Origin of the sequence: Deinococcus betulae (assembly GCF_020166395.1) — a bacterium.
GTDB lineage: Bacteria > Deinococcota > Deinococci > Deinococcales > Deinococcaceae > Deinococcus > Deinococcus betulae.
On the sequence record NZ_JAIQXU010000022.1, the window covers coordinates 1 to 16,477 of the forward strand.

Below are 16,477 nucleotides of genomic sequence, written 5' to 3' on the forward strand. Positions count from 1 at the left end.
GAATCCGATCAGCAAATTCAGACCCGAGTGGAACGAAGCGGCCTTTCAGATGGTCATGTTCAAACACGGTGGTGGGGACGTCACATCTTTGGAGTTTCGCACGTTGGTCGAAACGATGTGGCGCTTAGATTTGCTGGTTCGGTGGGACGAACATCTGCCGAGTGACTTTAAGCAAAACTGGTCTAATGTGAGTTTCATATCCAGTACAAATAAGTGGGGCACTGTCATATTTAATATTGGGTAGATTTCATGGTGGCGCACGTCATGTGGCTTAATCTTTGGAAAGTGAACGCAGGGCGTTCTCGAAGGTTTATAACCAGATCAAAATGGCGACCAGGGTCCACCACGTTTGGTAACTCAGCGCTCGCTTGTCATACCGGGTCGCAATGCGTCGAAAGCCCTTGCATCGGTTGATTAAACGCTCCACCTTGTTTCGTTTCCTATAAACAGCTGCATCGAAGCAGAGATCGACCCCTTGGTCTTTGCGTCTGGGAATGGTGACGCGAATCCCCCGACCATGTAAATACTTGTGGACTGTCGTGTAACTGTATCCCTTATCTCCGACCAACCGAACAGGGCGAAGTCTGGGTCGACCTTTTCCGGAGCGGTGTACCGCTCCGGTTTCTAGTAAGGCCGAGAGGTATTTCGATTCATGCCGCTCGCCCCCACTCAGGACGACTGCCATTGGCTTGCCGTGTCCTTCTGCCCGGATATGAACCTTTGTACTGAAACTACCACGGGATCGACCCAAGGCTTCGCCTTTTTGCCCATCCCGGGCACCGGCAGCGCACTGATGCGCTCGAACCACGGTGCCATCTATAAAGTGCATGAACCAATCCAGCTGACCTTGCAGGTCAGCCTTGCGCTGCAGTTCTGCCCAGACGGCCTGCCAGATCCCTTTGGCTGTCCAACGACGAAACCGACTGGAGTATGGTGGTCCACTTGCCGAATCGCTCAGGGACATCCCGCCAAGGCGCGCCAGTTCGCAGAATCCAGACGATGCCACTGACGATAGGCCGATGGTCCAGATACGGACGCCCCAGACCAATTAAGGGGGTAACAGGGGCTCTAAACGTTTCCACTGTGCATCCGTGATTTCTTCGCGCCACAGCACGAAAAGATACTTCGCTCTCTCCAGACCTCACCTTGGCCGACACGCCCTAGAGGACATGCCTCTCGCTATCTACCGAGGCCGCTTTCCGCGAACTTACCCGATCACTTTTTTGACGGTCGTGGCCAGCTTGGGAGGGTACATCAGGGCAAACTGGCCGTGTTGGTCGGCCCAGACGCGCGCCATATCGCTGTAGCGCATGGCGACGTAGCCCAGCAGCGGGTCCATGATGTACACCTGTCCGGACTGGTCGTTATAGCCCACCAGCACCCGCCAGTGCGGAATAACCTGCCCGGCAGCCGTGATGTGCGATTGCAGCGCGATGACGGGCAAACCGCTGCGAATAGCGGCCTTGACCGTGTTCAGGTTGCCCCCCGAATACAGCCGGGCTTCCATACCGACCTGCGGCGCAAACCGCACGATGGCCTGGGCGCTCATGTAAGAGCGTTCGGTGGGCCGGGTCTGGCGACTGACATCGGCCATGTTGACCTTCAGGCCAAAGTACCCCAGCACCTGCGTCAGGCTGGCCGGGCCACAGGCGTTGTAGGTCTGGCGCACCAGCGGCATGCCTTTCAGGACATAGCCGGGCGGGGTGGCGGCCAGCGCCGACGAGGACAGGCCCAACAGGGCAATACAAAAAGCCGCGCGCATCCGGGGCAGGATGGCACGCGGCGCGTCACGGGAACCTTTCAGGAGGCGGGGTGAGGCCCGCACCCCTGCTACACCCGCGTCAAATCTTTTGGCAGCGGCAGAAACTCGATTTCTGGATGCTGCTCAGCGGTGTATTCCAGGTCATAGCGGCTGCGGAACAGCATCACCGGGCGGCCCTGGTCGTCTTCCACGTGGCGGGCAAAGCGGGCCACGCCCGCAGGATCGCCGGCCAGCCAGCGCACCAGCCCGTAGCTGGTGATGTTCATTTCCACGTCCACGCCGTATTCCTCCTGCAAGCGGGCCTGGAAGACCTCAAATTGCAGCGGTCCCACGGCGCCTAGGTAGGGGTCGCGCGCGCCGTCGGTGGGGTAAAAGACCTGAACGACGCCCTCTTCGGCCAGCTGGGTCAGGCCCTTCATAAAAGCCTTGCGCTTGCCCACGTCCCTCAGGGCAACGGTGGCAAAAGTTTCCGGGGTAAAGCGGGGAAAGCCCGGCAGCGCAACTTTGGCGTCCACGCTGACCACATCGCCAATCTGGAAAACGCCGGGATTCACCAGACCCACGATGTCGCCAGGGTAAGCTTCTTCGACCTTTTCGCGGTCCTGGGCAAACAGGGTGTGCGCCTGACTGAGACGCAATTTGCGGCCGGTGCGGGTGTGGGTCACGTCCATGCCGCGCTCAAAGTGGCCGCTCATCACGCGCATATAGGCGGTGCGGTCACGGTGGGCCCGGCTCATGTTCGCCTGCAACTTGAAGATGAAGCCCGCAAAGCCCGCTTCCGGGGCGCGCTCGCCCAAGTTGGTCTCGACTGGGCCGGGCGGTGGGGCCAGCTCCACGAAGTTCTGCAGGAAGTGTTCCACGCCGAAGTTGTTCATGGCGCTGCCGAAGAAGACGGGGGTTAGCTCGCCGTTCAGGAAGGCGTCCGCCTCGAACTCTGGCATGGCGCCCTGAATCAGCTCCACGTCTTCGCGCAGTTTGGCGGCCAGGTCAGCGCCCACTAAGGCGTCCAGTTGCGGATCGTCCAGGCCAGCCGTCTGCACAGGCGCCCGGTGCTTGCCGCCCGAGGTGCGTTCGAAGGCCAGCACTTGCCCGGTTTGCAGGTCATACACGCCCTTGAAGTCCGGGCCGTCGCCAATCGGCCAGGTCAGTGGCACCACCGTGATCTTTAGGATGCCTTCCACCTGAGCAATCAGCTCAAAGGGGTCCTGGGCGGGGCGGTCCATCTTGTTCACGAAGGTCAGGATGGGAATGCCGCGGTTGCGGCACACCGCAAAGAGCTTCTCAGTCTGGGCCTGGACCCCACGCGCGGCGTCCAGCACCATCAGGGCGCTGTCGGCGGCCGTCAGGGTGCGGTAGGTGTCCTCGCTGAAGTCCTGGTGACCAGGGGTGTCCAGCAGGTTGACGTGCCGGCCCTGGTACTCGAAGGTCAGCGCACTGCTGGAAATAGAGATGCCGCGCTGCTGCTCAATGCTCATCCAGTCGGACTTGGTGTGAGAGCGGCCCTCTTTGGCCGTCACGCTGCCGGCTTCCTGAATGGCGCCGCCATAGAGGAGCAGTTTTTCGGTGATAGTCGTCTTCCCGGCGTCCGGGTGAGAGATGATGGCGAAGGTGCGGCGCCGGGCGATTTCCTGCGGCAGCGCGGCGGGGTTGGTCTCGGGGCTGGTCATGGGAACTCCTGCGGGCAGCGGTGAGAGCGGCCCGAACACTGAAGGTGGTGAAACAAACGTGGTCTCGACTCTCGCTACGGGGGCGTGAGGAGAACCGTCATGCGGCCATGATAGCGGGCGCGGGGGCCAGCCGTCATCTGGGGCCGTGACCCAGGGCCAAAAGGGCGTAGGCTGAGGGCATGACCTCTGCCTCACGCGCCGGCTGGGCCGCCGTTCTGGCCACCGCCATCGCCTCCGCGGCCTTTCTGGCAACTGGCATCTTTGTGGTGCGCGGCCTGACCGACCTGAAAAATGCCAGCGACGTGATTAACGTCACCGGCAGCGCCCGGCGGTCCATTACTTCGGACCTGGCGGTGTGGACGTTTACGGTGCGCAGCGAGAGTGAGGACAGCCTCCAGGCGGCCTACGCGCAGTTCCGCGCCGCGCAGCCGGCCCTGGACCGCTTTGTGCGCGGACAGAACTTCGGCGCCGAGGAGCTGCGCCGCGAGCCGGTCAGCGCCGCCCCCGAAACCTACACCGTTATTGAAACCATCGGCGGCGAGAACGAGGAAGTCGAGCGCACGCGCTACGTGGTCAGCCAGGCGTACCGCGCCCAGTCGGGCGATATCGCCAAGATTCAGACCGCGGTGGGGGCCGCCACCGCCAGCTTCGTGGACGCCAGCACCGGGGGCGTCACGGTGGAAAGTGGCGCCATCAGCTACCTGTACACCAAGCTGGCCGACGTGCGCCTGGCCCTCCTGAAAGACGCCAGCCAGGACGCCCAGCGCCGCGCCCAGGCCATTGCCGAGAGCGCGGGCAACGAGGTCGGCGCTGTCAAAAATGCCCGTATGGGCGTTTTTCAGATCACGCCGCGCTTTGAAACCAGCGTGGAGGACAGTGGCAGCTACGACACCCGCAGCCTGGAAAAGGACGTGACAGCCGTGGTTGAGATTGATTTTGTGGTGAGGTAACCCCCTCCATTTGGTGCAGAGGTCGGGCGGACCCTGGGCGCTGCCCCCTGAACCTCGGCTGACAGTGGGAGGGCCGCCGGGCCGGAGAGCTGACAGAGGGCTGAACAGGGCCTGCTGTGATGAGAGCAGAGGAAGTCTTCTCGTTCTCATCGCCCAGGAGGCCCTGACCATGACCCGACCACTCCTTGTTCTGCTGCTGCTCAGTGCGCCGGCCAGCGCCGCGTCCCCCGCTTACCTGGATGTGGCCACCAGTCCCAAGGGCAGCACGGCTGCTGACATGTTCCGCGATCTGGGGCAGGTGTCTATTGGCGCTTCGTTCCTGCGCCAACGGCAGACCTCGGGCAGCGTGGAGAATCTGGACCTGCTGCTGAACAACCAGGTGTCGCTGGCGTTCGTGCAGCTGGACGTGCTCAAGGCCCGCGACCAGATTGACCACGACGAGCGGGTGCGCGCCCTGAAGACGCTGCTGCCCCTGAATTTCGACGAGATTCATCTGCTGGCGCGGCCCGCCGTGGAGAAGACCAACTTGCTGGGCAAGACGACGGTCAGCGGTGTTCAGAAGTTCAGTGACCTCAGGGGCCGCAAGCTGGGTGCCTGGGGCGGCAGCGTGGTGACCGCGCGCGTGCTCAGTGCCAAGGCAGGCCTGCCTCTGACCATTCAGGAATACCGGGGCCGTGAAGAGGCGCTGGCCGCCCTGAGCGCGGGCCAGGTGGACGCCGTGCTGGCGGTGGCTGGGCAGCCTGTGGACTGGGTCAAAGCCCTGAGCCCTGCCGCTTACCGCCTGCTGCCCCTGGACATTGCGCCGGCGCGTGTGAATGGGTTTTACCGGCCGGCCACGCTGCGTTACGCCGGTCTGGGCGGGAATGTAGGCACCTACGCCGTGCAGCGCCTGCTGGTCACGCGCGATTTCAAGACCCCCGAACGCCGCGCCGCTCTGCTGGCCTACCAGAAGTGCGCCCTGTCCAAGCTGACTCAGCTGCAAGAAACCCAGGGCTTTCACCCCAAGTGGACTGACGTGACCTTTAAAGAACAGACCTGGCCCCGGTTCAAGTAAGCCGAGGTGGTCGGCCGCTGGTTGCTGCGGCGTTTGCGCATGTTTTAGGGGGCCGCATCGTCTTGGCAGCGCCGGTGCCCCGCTGCTCTCAGGCCGGGGTCACCGGGACGAGGCTGTGCCCCTGACCACGGCTGTCAAAGTTCTTTAAGTCTGACAGAGCCTGTACCCTGAGGTCATGACACCTCTGGCTGGGCGGCGGCCCAGGGTCAGCCTGCGCGGGTCTCCTGAAGGTCAGGTGCAGTGGGCAGTGGGCAGCATGACCGTCGCCCTGCGCCCTCTCCACCGTGGCGACGAGGAAGCGGCGGTGCGCTGGTCCGCTGACCCCGAGTTCTGCCGCGCCGCCGACTGGACGCCGGGCCTGGCCGCGCGTGTGGTGAGGCGCCACTGGCAAAGCCTGATAGCCGCCCGCGACCCGACCTTTCGCCGCTTTGGCCTGACGCTGGACGGGCGACTGGTGGGGTACGCCGACCTGGCCGACCTGACCGCGCAGAGCGGCGAACTGGGCATCGCGGTGGGCGAGCGGGCGCTGTGGGGGCAGGGCATTGCCGCTCAGGGATGCCGGGCGCTGCTGGCCTGGGCCTGGTCGCAGGAACTGCAGGAAGTCACGGCGCAGGTGCATGAACCAAACGCCCGCTCTCACGCCCTGCTGGCTCGACTGGGCTTTCAGGCTGTGGGCTGGGGCCCGCCGGAACCCTACCAGGGGGAGGTCGTGCCGGTGCGGCACTACCGCCTGGTCAGGCCGAGTTGACCACGTGTCCGGCTGCGCGCAGGGCGTCCACTGCCCGGCCCAGGTCGGCGCCCGCCACCAGCACATAGTCGGTATTGAATGTGGACAGCGCAAAAATGCCCACGTCAGCGTCACGCAGCGGATTCAGGACGCTGGCCAGAATGCCGGTGAGGCTGAAGTCAAAGGGCCCAGCCAGTTTCAGGGCGCGCCAGCCAGGCTGGGTGGTCACGCCTGCCGGCACGGCGTCAGCGGCGCACACCACCGACAGTTCATCGGGGGCGCCCACCACACACCAGACCTCGCCCTGGGTGGCCCAGAGGGGCAAAGGGCTCGCGCCAGGCAGCTGTGACACGGCGTAATCGCCACTCAGGACCGTCAGGGTCAGGTGCATGCCCGCAGCCTACCGGGCGCTGGCCCCCACCATTTGGCCAGGGCGGGAGACTGGCCAGGCGGAGGGCGTGTTTGACCGGCCTGGGGCGCACCATGGGGCCATGACAACCTTTTCTGAACTTTCGAATGGCCTCGCCGGAGCCGTTGAAGCGGCTGCCCCAAGTGTCGTGAGTGTGCGCGCGGCGCGGCCCGTCAGCGGTACCGTCATCGCCCCCGGCGAGGTGCTGACCGCCGCCCACCTGCTGCACACCGATGAGGTGAGCGTGGTGGACGCGCAGGGCCAGACCTTCAGCGCCGCCGTGGTGGGCCGGGACCCCGGCAGTGACCTGGCCCTCCTGCGGGTGGCTGGACTAGACGCCCCCGCCCTGACCGCCACCCACGAGACGCGAGTGGGCGAGCTGCTGCTGGCGGTGGGCCGTCCCCCGCACGGCGTGCAGGCGGCGCTGGGCTTCATGGAGCGGGGGCCGGAACGCGGCTGGCTGCCAGCTGGGGCAGCTCCGTTCCGGGGGGTCAGTGGCGGCGCCCTGGTGGACGCGCGCGGCGGCCTGGTGGGCCTGCTGAACGCGGGCGTGTCGCGCGGCGAACTGCTGGCCGTCCCCGCCGAGCGCGCCCTCAAGGTGGCGGGTCTGCTGGGCACCACGGGCCGGGTGCCTCGCGGTTACCTGGGGCTGTCCACCCAGCCCGTGCATTTTCCCGGTGAGGACCAGCCCGAGGACCTGCACGGCCACCCCCACCGGGGCCGGCGCGGCTGGGGTGGTCCGCGAGGTCCCTGGGGCCACGGTCCGGACCGTGAGGGCCGGCGGGGTGAACGGGGCCGCCTGGGGCTAACGGTGGTGCAGGTGGCGGCGGGAAGTCCAGGCGAAGCGGCGGGCCTGCGGGTGGGCGACGTGCTGCTGGCCCTGAACGGTGAACCCATGCGTCACCCCCGTGAACTGCTCTCGGCGGTGCGCGAGCGCGCCAACGACACCCTGATCCTCCGGGTGCTGCGCGCTGGACAGGAGCAGGACGTCCCCGTCACGGTGGGCGAACGCTGAGTGCGCCCCGCGCCACCAGGGCCAGGAGGTTGCCCTTGTCTGATAGACACACCAGGGAGCGACCACTACTGGGCGCCAGAGCGGCCGGGCGCCCTCCCCAATCCTCGCCGGGTGAGACGTGGTGGCCTTAACATCGGGCATGTTCCGGCCGGACAGCCTGCCCACCGTGCGCGTCGCCCTGACCTCGGCGGTGTGGGCGGCTGGGGTCGAGGCCGTGCTGGCCGCAGCAGGCCTACCCCTGGCCGCAGACGAAGAGGACGCGGACGTCCTGATTGTGGACGACGCTTGGCTGCCGGACCTGCCGGCACTGGCGGGGCAGGCACTGGTGGCCCTGGGGTCGCGCGAGTGGGCGGCGGTCCTGCCTGGCGTTCTGACGGGGGGTTGGGCCGCGCTGACCCCCGACGCCACCCCAGCGGAACTGGTGGCAGGCGTGCTGGGCGCGGCAGCAGGCCTGGTGACGCTGCTGCCAGCGGCGCTGACCGCTGAGCCCGAAGCCGACCCGGTGCCCGCCGGCGAGGTCACCCTCACCCCACGCGAACATGACGTGCTGGCGCTGCTGGCCGAGGGCCTGAGCAACAAACGCGCCGCGCGCGACCTGGGCGTCAGCGAAAGCACCGTCAAGTTTCATGTGCAGGCGCTGTATTCCAAACTGGGCGTCCAGAGCCGGGCCGGTGCGGTGGCACGCGGCATTGCGCTGGGTTTGGTGAGTGTGTAGAGCTGACCTCAAGGGGTAATCCAGCAAAAGTCGGTGGCGGGTTCAAGAGGGGAGGGCACCTCTTTATGCGACAGCAACAACCGTCTGCTCTGGACTCCGGGGAAATCGTCTGCACCCACGATTCCAGGTGGCCGGACTCAGCGAGGGGCGTCCTCTTGAGGTGGCGGATTTTTCGACAGCGGCATCCTGTTGACCTGGAGTGATGCCTCACCACCAGGTCAAAACAGGCGCTGCCTCATTGCGGGCACTTCGCTGTACAGGTCCCCTCGGTTCAGGGCTGCTCATGGCTTTTCGTCAACAGTTCTGGAGTCTGCTTTGCTGCAGACTCGGGTGGCATCGTTTGCGGAAGCAAGTCACTGATTTGGAGAGTTGGGAAGCAAATCAGGCAGGACCTAAACGTCTGGTAGGCATGGACCAACCAGCCCTTCTTGCCTATGAGGGCAATACGGCGAAGTCCTACGGGTTGTGGGCATGCCAGAGGGGAGGTTGTCTGACCACAGAACCTCCTCTACTCGCTCAGCGCTGCCGAGTACCTCTCGCTCTAAATTCGCCTCGCTTCTCCATGCTGCTGGCCGGCCTTAAGCCTCTAATTGCGGTTGTACAAAGCAGGGAGACTCAACAATTCAGGTGCGGTGGGGCGGGCAATCAGGTAGCCCTGAATCAGGTCGCAGCCCCAGGTCTGGAGGTCTTCGAGCTGTTCGGGGTGCTCCACCCCCTCGGCCACCACGCGCAGGCCCGCTTCGTGGGCGAAGGTGATCAGGGCGCGCACAATCGGCCGCGCCGGGCGCACGCTGCTGCCCGCCGAGCCCTCAGCCTGAATCAGCGAGCGGTCAATCTTGAGCCACTGCGCCGGCAACTGGTGCAAGCGGCTGATGCTGGAATATCCGGTGCCAAAGTCGTCCAGCGCCAGGGTCAGGCCGGTGTGGCCCATCGCCGCTTCATGTGGCACGCCCCCCTCGTCCATCACGGCGCCCTCGGTGACCTCCAGAATCAGGGCGTCGGCCGGCAGGCCAGCGTCGGCCAGTAGGGTCAGCACCTGCTCGGCAAACCCCGGCTGCGCGAACTGGCGCGGTGCCACATTTACCGTCATGCGCAGGGCAGGCCACTGCGCGCGCCAGAGGGTCAGCTGACGGCACGCCTCGCGCAGCACCCAGTCACCCAGCGCCACAATCAGGTCGCTGCTCTCGGCCACTGGAATAAAGCGGCCAGGGGGCAGCAGGCCCAGCGCCGGGTGCTGCCAGCGCACCAGGGCTTCCAGAGCCACTGGCGTCAGGGTCTGGGCGTCCACGATGGGTTGGTAATGAAGCCGCAATTCGTCCCGGTCAATGCCCGCCCGCAGCGCCTGCTCCAGTTCCAGCCGTTCCAGCGCCGCGGTGCTCAGGGCGGCCTGAAACCGGCGAACGGTGTGGCGCTCGCGCTTGGCCAGGTACATGGCCAGGTCAGCATTCTTCTGCAGCGAGGTCACATCGGTGCCGTCGTCGGGGGACACGGCCACCCCAATCGAGGCCGTGACGGTCAGGGTGCGCCCGGCCAGTTCGGTGGGGGCGCTCAGGGCCGCCAGGATGCGGCCAGCGGCGGCTTCGGCTTCCTCATGGGAGCGCACGCGGCGCAGCAGCACGGTAAATTCATCGCCGCCCTGGCGGGCCACCAAGTCGCCGTCACGCACAGAGCGCTGGAGCCGCTCGGCCACCTGAATCAGTAGCTGGTCGCCCACATCGTGCCCCAGGGTGTCGTTGACCTGTTTGAAGTGGTCAAGGTCGATAAACAGCACGCCCATCGTCTCGCGCGCTTGGATGGCGCCCTGAAGCGCCGCCTCAAAGGCCGCGCGGTTCATCAGTCCTGTCAGGGCGTCGTGCTGGGCCTGATAGGCCAGGCGCTCCTGGGCCACCTGAAGCGCCGCGTTGGCGTGCGACAGTTCCTGATTGCGCAGCCGCTCTTCCTCGGCGCGGTGTTCCAGGCGCTCGACCTTGAGTTGGGTGGCCAGCACCTGCGACTTCTGCCGCAGCACATCGGCGGTCACGGCCTGCTCGGCGGCGGCGGCCTGGCGGGCGTGGTGCAGCGCTTCGGGGTAGGCCCCCAGCTGCTCCAGCACCGCCGACAGGTGCAGGTGGGCCTCGGCCTGACGCAGGGTCAGATTCAGCTCATCGGCCAGCGCCGTTGCCCGCTGCAGGACGTCGCGGGCGCTGGGCCACTCGCCCTTGCCAGCCAGCACCCGCCCCTGCGTAATCAGCACGTCACACAGGTTTTCCCGGTCGCCCAGTTCTTCAGAGCCGCTGACCCCCTGCACGGTCAGGGCCAGGGCCTCGTCCAGCCGGCCCAGTGCCAGCAGATTGACTGACATGTTGGCCAGCAGCAGGTCCTCGTGCTGGCGATAGCCGGCGGCGCGGGCGCGCGCCAGGGTCTGCTGGTTGAGCGTCAGCGCCTCGTCGAATCGCCCCAGTTCCTGATAATCCAGCGCCGCGTTGATTGACGCGCTGGAAATCAGAATGGAGTGCCCGATGGCGGTGGCCAGCTCCAGCGCCTCAAGGTGATAGGGCAGCGCTGTCTCGTAATCTTTGAGGTCCAGGTAGAGGTTGCCAATGTTGTTCAGGGCGCGTGCCTGGCCCTGGGCGTCGCCAATCGACTGCACCATGCGCAGGCAGCGCAGGTGGTATTCCAGCGCCTGCCCCAGTTGGCCAGTCTTGACTGCCGTGATGGCCAGGCCGTTCAGATTGCGCGCTTCCAGGGCAGTCAGGCCCAGCGCCGCCGCCAGCGCCGCGCTTTCTTCAAAGGCCGCGCAGGCTTCGGGGTAATTGGCCAGATAAAAGTGCCCGTAGCCAATCAGCATGCGGGCGCGGGCCATGCCCGCCTCGTAGCCGGTCTGCTGCGCGAGGTCCAGAGCGCGCGCCGCCAGCTCCTGCGCGCGCTGCATGGACAGCATCAGCACGGCGTCGGCCTCGTCGTTCAACTGGTCCACGCTGCGCCACGCCGCGTTGGCGGGGGGCAGGGCAGCGGTGGCGGGGTAAAACGACATGGAAACCTCCTGGGACAGTGGGGCGGGAATAAGCCAGAAGATAGCGGCGCCCGGCTGACAGGCTTCTGAATACCGCTCCACCCCCGGTCATCTTCATCTGCCCTTGACCGGCTGCCGTTAGAGGTGGGGCGGAATGCGTCTGGAGGCGGCAAAATGCGTGCTATAGACGACGTTTTCTGGTCAATGTATTCGCGTGCTCTTTGGAATCAAAGGCACACTGGCCTGCCAGAACCAGCGGTGACGCCTGGTCTGATTTCACACAGAGTTCTGACGCGGCGGCACGGTGGGCCGTCACTGCCCTGGCAAGACTCTGCATTAAGCGAGCCGTGGAGAAGGGGCAATCTGGCGGCTCTGAACTCGATGAATGGCCTGCGAAAAGAGTCCGACGCTGAGCCAGAACTTCACCCGGTCAGGTGGCGTGGGCAGAGATGGGCGCCGATGGCAGCGTTGAGATTATTGAGACGCCTTCCAGCTGTGTTGTGAGCCCCTCAGGACAGAACTGCATTGCCAGCCGCTGTCCACTCCTGCTTGCGTCGCGGCTGGGTCACTTGCTTCGGATTGAGTTTTGGACAAAACGAAGGGTCGAAGGCCGTCTCACTCCTCAAGCGGCGCCCTTTCAATGCCTGAGCGCTCCAGGCGGCTCTCCGGCTTAATGGCCCGGCCGCATGCCGGTGGTCGCTCCCACCTGCGCCGTGTCCAGCAGTAGCTGGGGCCGGAAGCGCAGGCCGTCGGCAGCCACCAGTTGCGCCGGAATCCCGTTCACGTGGCGCATGGCCCGTTCGGGCGCCACGCCATGCAGGTGGCCGTAGACAATCTGGTCGGGGCGCGCGGCCTCAATCACGCGGGTCAGCGGGTTGGGCAGATAAGGCGGCGAGGCCGGCGGGTAATGCAGCATCATCAGCAGGTGGTCGCCGGGCTGGCGCAGGGCCTGGGCCGCCCGCACGCTCAGGGTCAGGCGCTCGGCCTCGCGGGCCAGCAGCCGCTCATCGTCGGCGCCCAGCGGCTCGTGGCCTGGCGTGACCCAGCCGCGCGTGCCGCAGACCACCACATTGCCCACCCGCACGGCGTCATTGACCACCGCCAGCATGCCCGGCGGCAGCGCGGCGCGCAGCTTGCCCGCCGTGGGCCACCAGTAATCGTGGTTGCCGCGCAGCAGCACCTTGGTGCCGGGCAGCGCCGCGACGGGGGCCAGGTCCTGCAGCGCCTCGGGCAGCCGCATGGCCCACGACAGGTCGCCGGGCAGCAGCACCAGGTCGTCCGGGCGCACTGACGCCTGCCAGTGGTCAAAAATGGCCTGGGGGTGCCCCGCCCACTGCGGCCCAAACACGGTCATGGGCTTGGGGGTGGTCAGGGCCAGGTGCAGGTCGGCGATGGCGTATACGCGCATGAGGGCTCCGGGGAAGAGAAAAACACCCTCCCAACTGCGGGAGGGCGAATCTGTGGTCGGCTCGCTTGGTCGGGGCGAGAGGATTCGAACCTCCGACCCCTTCGTCCCGAACGAAGTGCGCTACCAGGCTGCGCTACGCCCCGAAAGAAGCCGACCAAAGCCCGGCGGGTGGCTGGGCAGGGGGTAGTCTACGCGCGGGCCTGGGGGGTGTCAAGCGCGTGCCTGGGCGTTATTCCCAGTCTTCCGGCGCGTCTGGGAGGAGGTCGCCAGTGTCCTGCTCCGCCACAAAAGCGCGAATGGCGGGCCAGATCACGCTGCCTGGATAGCCCCGGCGGGCCAGAAAGGCAAAGGCGCTGGCCTGAGGGTCACGCTTGCGGGCAAACGAGGGCCAGCGCCGGGCCAGCAGCTCAGCCACAGCCTCGGCGTCGCTGCCAGGATCACGGGCCTCCAGGGTGTCCTGAATCAGTTCGTCGGCCACGCCCCGCCGTTTAAGGGTCTGGCGCACCCGCATGACCCCCACGCCCCGGCGCGCATTTTCCACCCGCGCCACCTGGCTGTCGTTCTGATAGCCCAGTTCCTGCACGCGGGCCAGGACCTCGTCAATCAGGGCGGCGTCCTCACTGCGTTTTTCCAGCCGGCCGCGCAGTTCCTGAGCACTCAGGGCGCGCTGGCCCAGAGCGCGAAAAGCGTAGGCCAGAAGCGCGTCGCGTTCCTCGGCGGGGGTGCGGGCGGGGCGCGGCTTTGGCGTCTGGTTCCCGTCCGGGGCAGCTCTGGAGCGTCGGCCGTACATGCCCCGCAGTATGCCGCTTGCCGCCGCGCCCGGAGGCGGGTATAGTCACGAGGTTGCCTTCACGGCAGCCGGGCGCCCCAGGCGCCGCGCGCCGGCCCACCCGCCGGACGCTCGTGTTCCCTAGGAGGGAACCGCCCCGCACCGCCAGACCGGCGGCGGGAGAACAAGGAGAAAGACACATGGCCCTTCGTCATAAATCCGCCCAGAAACGTCACCGTCAGAGCCTTAAGCGCCGCCTGATCAACCGCAGCCGCAAGAGCACCATCAAGACCTTCACCAAGAAGGCCGTGGTGGCTGCCCAGACCGGCGCCGAAGACCTGGCCATGCTGCAGAGCCGCGCCGAGAGCTTGATTGACAAGGCCGCCAAGGGCAGCACCCTGCACAAGAACACCGCGGCCCGCAAGAAGAGCCGTCTGGCCAAGGCCATCAACAAGGCCAAAGCCGCTCAGCAGGGCTAAGCCAACATCACCGCGCGCACCGATAAAACGTCGGTGCGCGTTTTGTTGGGTAGGGCCAGGATGAAGCCCACCGGCTGAATGACCAGGCCGCGCGGGCCGTTACGAGTGACCTTCTTGAGAGGATGGGCCATTCATCTTCCCAAGGGAAAACAGACAAAGCCGCCGCAGAGGACGTTTCATTCCTCTGCGGCGGCTCTGTGAACTTCTGGGCTTACTTCACCACGGCGCGGATGGCGCAGCGGCCCTGGCTGGACGCCTTGAGCACCGGCACCTGCCAGCGCACGTTGGTGTATTCGCTGGGTTTGACCTCAACCTGGCGCTGGACCTGCTGACCGTTTTCGGTGACCGTTACCGTCTTTTTCAGCGGCGCGGCGCCAAAGGTTTTGCCGTCAATGCTGTACAGCGTGACCACGCCGGCCACTGTGCAGGCCGCGCTACGGAAGGTGGTTGCCGGGTCCACCTTCATATCGAGCTTCAGGCCACGCAGGTCGGTCGCAGAGACGTTTTGCATGGTGTGAGCCATATCGAGCAGGACGCCAGGCACGACGGCAACCTTGCTGGCATCCGTCAGGACTTCGGTGGTTTTGCCGTTCTGGGTGGTCTGGGTGACCACCGAGGTGCTGGAGGTCAGCTTCAGGGGACTGGGGGTCTGAGCGGCAGCCCAGGACAGCAGCAGGGCCGGAGCAAGCAGAGCAGAGGCGGCGTGTTTCATGGACAGAGAACCTCCAGGCAAAGTGCGAGAACGCAGGGACATGGGCTCCAGTTGGCCGCGTGCGGGTGACCTCAGTCTGATGGTCGCGCGCCGGGCGGGCCAGTGGCCGCTGTTGTACCGCGCCGCCGCATGAGGGGTGTGGGAGCCAGGGGGAGGCGGCAGCCTTTACGCCTGCGCGCCTCGCGCCTCAACCACGCCGGCCAGGACGCGGGCAATTTCATGAATCTCGGCGGCGTCCTGGCCCTCGACCATCACGCGAATCAGGTTCTCGGTGCCGCTGGGCCGCAGGTTCACGCGGCCCTTGCCGTGCAGCTGCGCCTCGGCCTGGGCCACCGCCGCCTGCACCTCCGGGTCGGCCGCAATGGCCTTTTTGTCGGCCACCCGGACATTGACCAGGGTCTGCGGGTACATCACGAGGTCGTCGTGCAGGGCGTCCAGCGTGGTGCTTAGCGCCTTCATGCTCCCCAGGGTCAGCAGGGCGGTGAGGACGCCGTCGCCGGTCGGCGAGACATCCAGAAACAGGATGTGCCCGCTCTGCTCGCCGCCCAGCCGCAGCCCATCTCCGTGCAGCCGCTCGTGAACATAGCGGTCGCCCACCGCTGTGCGTTCCAGGGGAATTCCGGCCTCGGCCAGTTTCACTTCCAGGGCCATGTTGGCCATGATGGTCGTGACCACCCGCCCCTCGCCGCGGGCGCGGGCATTGAGCAGGAGCATGTGGTCGCCGTGAATCACATTGCCCCGGCTGTCCACGAAGAGAGCGCGGTCAGCGTCGCCGTCAAAGGCCACGCCTAAGTCATACTGCCCTTCACGCACAATGCGCTGAAGGTGATCCAGATGGGTGCTGCCGCAGTCGCGGTTGATGTTGCGGCCGTCCGGCGTGGTGTAGACCGCGAAGACGTCCGCCCCCGCCGCCTGAAACACCTTGGGCCCCACCCGGTAGGCGGCCCCGTTGGCGCAGTCCATCGCAATCCGCAGGCCGCTGAGGTTTGGGGCGTGCCCCCGCAAGTAACCTGTGTACAGCCGCTCGGCTTCAGAGTAGTTGGTGACCCCGCCCAGGTTCACGCCCGTCACGGGGGGCAACTCGTGCAGGCGGTCCAGCGCGGCCTCTATGTCCAGTTCGGTGGCGTCACTCAGTTTCTGGCCGTCGGCGCCGAAAAACTTGATGCCGTTGTCCTGATAGGGGTTGTGCGACGCGCTGATCACCACGCCCGCATCGGCCTTCAGGTGACGGGTCAGGTAGCTGACGCCGGGGGTAGGCAGCACGCCCACATGAATGACATTCACGCCCCGGCTGGTCAGGCCGGCGGCCAGGGCCGCTTCCAGCATGTCGCCGCTCTGGCGGGTGTCCTTGCCGATGACCACCGCGGCCTGATCGCGTCCAGCTTTCAAGATTTCACCGGCGGCGGCGCCCAGCTCCATGACCCAGGCGGCAGTCAGTGGATGGGCACCCGCCACAGCACGCACCCCATCGGTGCCGAAGTATTTACGTTCGCTCATATCTTGGCCGCATGATACGCCGGCGAGTGTCATGCTCACGGCACGCCCACTTGAACCCGGTCAAAACATGGCAACCCCGGCGCTCCCCACCGCGTACCGTGGGGCATGAGCGGATTCTCAGTCGGATCGTTCTCGTTCAGCCGCAGCGGTCACAGGGGCGGCTTTATGCGCCACAGCAGCCACAGCAGTCATAAGCGGCATCACTACGGTGCCGGCGGGCACCACCGTCAGGTGCGCCGTTCGGGCTGCCTGGGGATCTTCGTGGTGGCGGCCCTGGCGGCTGGTGGGTCGCTGACGGGGCTCGTCTCGCTGCTGGCCTAA

At 66.0% G+C, this 16,477-nt stretch carries 17 protein-coding genes, 1 tRNA gene and 1 pseudogene; 8 read left to right on the plus strand and 11 right to left on the minus strand.

Annotated features, from left to right (window positions below):
* The coding region (locus K7W42_RS15745) for a hypothetical protein (RefSeq protein WP_224575796.1) at positions 1–244 on the plus strand (244 nt) is incomplete at its 5' end.
* Between the two features lie 66 nt (positions 245–310).
* Here K7W42_RS15745 and K7W42_RS15750 read toward each other — a convergent pair.
* The 3 genes and pseudogenes from K7W42_RS15750 to K7W42_RS15760 all read right to left on the minus strand — a co-directional run bounded on the left by K7W42_RS15750 (position 311) and on the right by K7W42_RS15760 (position 3,429).
* Positions 311–1,111 (minus strand): annotated as a pseudogene (locus tag K7W42_RS15750) (IS5 family transposase).
* Positions 1,112–1,207: 96 nt separating this feature from the next.
* On the minus strand, positions 1,208–1,762 hold the full coding sequence (locus K7W42_RS15755) for a C39 family peptidase (protein ID WP_224575797.1): 555 nt from the start codon (positions 1,760–1,762) through the stop codon (positions 1,208–1,210).
* Between the two features lie 68 nt (positions 1,763–1,830).
* Positions 1,831–3,429 carry a peptide chain release factor 3 gene (locus K7W42_RS15760; protein ID WP_224575798.1) on the minus strand — a complete coding sequence of 533 codons (1,599 nt, stop codon included), beginning with the start codon at positions 3,427–3,429 and terminating at the stop codon, positions 1,831–1,833.
* A gap of 179 nt (positions 3,430–3,608) precedes the next feature.
* Between K7W42_RS15760 and K7W42_RS15765 the strand changes: the two genes are divergently transcribed.
* From K7W42_RS15765 to K7W42_RS15775, 3 genes are all read left to right on the plus strand, one after another.
* Positions 3,609–4,379 carry an SIMPL domain-containing protein gene (locus tag K7W42_RS15765; RefSeq protein WP_224575799.1) on the plus strand — a complete coding sequence of 257 codons (771 nt, stop codon included), beginning with the start codon at positions 3,609–3,611 and terminating at the stop codon, positions 4,377–4,379.
* Positions 4,380–4,548: 169 nt separating this feature from the next.
* A complete protein-coding gene (locus K7W42_RS15770; protein WP_224575800.1) occupies positions 4,549–5,433 on the plus strand; it encodes a TAXI family TRAP transporter solute-binding subunit in 885 nt (294 codons plus the stop codon).
* Between the two features lie 175 nt (positions 5,434–5,608).
* Complete coding sequence (locus K7W42_RS15775; RefSeq protein ID WP_224575801.1) at positions 5,609–6,181, plus strand: GNAT family N-acetyltransferase; 573 nt, start codon at positions 5,609–5,611, stop codon at positions 6,179–6,181.
* Here the strand turns inward: K7W42_RS15775 and K7W42_RS15780 are convergent.
* Positions 6,168–6,551 (minus strand): ACT domain-containing protein, encoded by a 384-nt coding sequence (locus tag K7W42_RS15780; protein WP_224575802.1) that lies wholly within the window; start codon positions 6,549–6,551, stop codon positions 6,168–6,170. The genes K7W42_RS15775 and K7W42_RS15780 overlap by 14 nt on opposite strands.
* 100 nt (positions 6,552–6,651) lie before the next feature.
* Between K7W42_RS15780 and K7W42_RS15785 the strand changes: the two genes are divergently transcribed.
* Complete coding sequence (locus tag K7W42_RS15785) at positions 6,652–7,584, plus strand: S1C family serine protease (RefSeq protein ID WP_224575803.1); 933 nt, start codon at positions 6,652–6,654, stop codon at positions 7,582–7,584.
* A 139-nt stretch (positions 7,585–7,723) separates the two neighbouring features.
* On the plus strand, positions 7,724–8,299 hold the full coding sequence (locus tag K7W42_RS15790) for a response regulator transcription factor (protein WP_224575804.1): 576 nt from the start codon (positions 7,724–7,726) through the stop codon (positions 8,297–8,299).
* A gap of 586 nt (positions 8,300–8,885) precedes the next feature.
* On the opposite strand, the gene K7W42_RS15795 is transcribed toward K7W42_RS15790, so the two are convergent.
* From K7W42_RS15795 to K7W42_RS15810, 4 genes are all read right to left on the minus strand, one after another.
* A complete protein-coding gene (locus K7W42_RS15795) occupies positions 8,886–11,312 on the minus strand; it encodes an EAL domain-containing protein (protein ID WP_224575805.1) in 2,427 nt (808 codons plus the stop codon).
* 649 nt (positions 11,313–11,961) lie between these two features.
* Positions 11,962–12,699 (minus strand): metallophosphoesterase, encoded by a 738-nt coding sequence (locus tag K7W42_RS15800; RefSeq protein WP_224575806.1) that lies wholly within the window; start codon positions 12,697–12,699, stop codon positions 11,962–11,964.
* A gap of 66 nt (positions 12,700–12,765) precedes the next feature.
* Positions 12,766–12,842 (minus strand) — tRNA-Pro (locus K7W42_RS15805).
* An 86-nt stretch (positions 12,843–12,928) separates the two neighbouring features.
* Positions 12,929–13,489 carry a RecX family transcriptional regulator gene (locus tag K7W42_RS15810; protein ID WP_224575807.1) on the minus strand — a complete coding sequence of 187 codons (561 nt, stop codon included), beginning with the start codon at positions 13,487–13,489 and terminating at the stop codon, positions 12,929–12,931.
* A 179-nt stretch (positions 13,490–13,668) separates the two neighbouring features.
* Here K7W42_RS15810 and rpsT point away from each other — a divergent pair, with 179 nt between their 5' ends.
* Positions 13,669–13,947, plus strand: a complete 279-nt coding sequence (rpsT, locus tag K7W42_RS15815) for a 30S ribosomal protein S20 (RefSeq protein ID WP_224575808.1) — start codon at positions 13,669–13,671, stop codon at positions 13,945–13,947.
* Here the strand turns inward: rpsT and K7W42_RS23030 are convergent.
* The 3 genes from K7W42_RS23030 to glmM all read right to left on the minus strand — a co-directional run bounded on the left by K7W42_RS23030 (position 13,944) and on the right by glmM (position 16,156).
* Complete coding sequence (locus K7W42_RS23030; protein WP_255639431.1) at positions 13,944–14,078, minus strand: hypothetical protein; 135 nt, start codon at positions 14,076–14,078, stop codon at positions 13,944–13,946. The genes rpsT and K7W42_RS23030 overlap by 4 nt on opposite strands.
* Before the next feature lie 80 nt (positions 14,079–14,158).
* On the minus strand, positions 14,159–14,659 hold the full coding sequence (locus K7W42_RS15820; RefSeq protein WP_224575809.1) for a hypothetical protein: 501 nt from the start codon (positions 14,657–14,659) through the stop codon (positions 14,159–14,161).
* A 165-nt stretch (positions 14,660–14,824) separates the two neighbouring features.
* Positions 14,825–16,156 (minus strand): phosphoglucosamine mutase, encoded by a 1,332-nt coding sequence (gene glmM, locus K7W42_RS15825; RefSeq protein WP_224575810.1) that lies wholly within the window; start codon positions 16,154–16,156, stop codon positions 14,825–14,827.
* Positions 16,157–16,261: 105 nt separating this feature from the next.
* On the opposite strand from glmM, the gene K7W42_RS15830 reads away from it, so the two are divergent.
* Positions 16,262–16,477 (plus strand): hypothetical protein, encoded by a 216-nt coding sequence (locus K7W42_RS15830; RefSeq protein WP_224575811.1) that lies wholly within the window; start codon positions 16,262–16,264, stop codon positions 16,475–16,477.

Coding starts and splice junctions, on each gene's coding strand:
- K7W42_RS15755 (WP_224575797.1), bottom strand. CDS start 1,762: ATGCGCGCGGCTTTTTGTATTGCCCTGTTGGGCCTGTCCTCGTCGGCG.
- K7W42_RS15760 (WP_224575798.1), bottom strand. CDS start 3,429: ATGACCAGCCCCGAGACCAACCCCGCCGCGCTGCCGCAGGAAATCGCC.
- K7W42_RS15765 (WP_224575799.1), top strand. CDS start 3,609: ATGACCTCTGCCTCACGCGCCGGCTGGGCCGCCGTTCTGGCCACCGCC.
- K7W42_RS15770 (WP_224575800.1), top strand. CDS start 4,549: ATGACCCGACCACTCCTTGTTCTGCTGCTGCTCAGTGCGCCGGCCAGC.
- K7W42_RS15775 (WP_224575801.1), top strand. CDS start 5,609: ATGACACCTCTGGCTGGGCGGCGGCCCAGGGTCAGCCTGCGCGGGTCT.
- K7W42_RS15780 (WP_224575802.1), bottom strand. CDS start 6,551: ATGCACCTGACCCTGACGGTCCTGAGTGGCGATTACGCCGTGTCACAG.
- K7W42_RS15785 (WP_224575803.1), top strand. CDS start 6,652: ATGACAACCTTTTCTGAACTTTCGAATGGCCTCGCCGGAGCCGTTGAA.
- K7W42_RS15790 (WP_224575804.1), top strand. CDS start 7,724: ATGTTCCGGCCGGACAGCCTGCCCACCGTGCGCGTCGCCCTGACCTCG.
- K7W42_RS15795 (WP_224575805.1), bottom strand. CDS start 11,312: ATGTCGTTTTACCCCGCCACCGCTGCCCTGCCCCCCGCCAACGCGGCG.
- K7W42_RS15800 (WP_224575806.1), bottom strand. CDS start 12,699: ATGCGCGTATACGCCATCGCCGACCTGCACCTGGCCCTGACCACCCCC.
- K7W42_RS15810 (WP_224575807.1), bottom strand. CDS start 13,489: ATGTACGGCCGACGCTCCAGAGCTGCCCCGGACGGGAACCAGACGCCA.
- rpsT (WP_224575808.1), top strand. CDS start 13,669: ATGGCCCTTCGTCATAAATCCGCCCAGAAACGTCACCGTCAGAGCCTT.
- K7W42_RS23030 (WP_255639431.1), bottom strand. CDS start 14,078: ATGGCCCATCCTCTCAAGAAGGTCACTCGTAACGGCCCGCGCGGCCTG.
- K7W42_RS15820 (WP_224575809.1), bottom strand. CDS start 14,659: ATGAAACACGCCGCCTCTGCTCTGCTTGCTCCGGCCCTGCTGCTGTCC.
- glmM (WP_224575810.1), bottom strand. CDS start 16,156: ATGAGCGAACGTAAATACTTCGGCACCGATGGGGTGCGTGCTGTGGCG.
- K7W42_RS15830 (WP_224575811.1), top strand. CDS start 16,262: ATGAGCGGATTCTCAGTCGGATCGTTCTCGTTCAGCCGCAGCGGTCAC.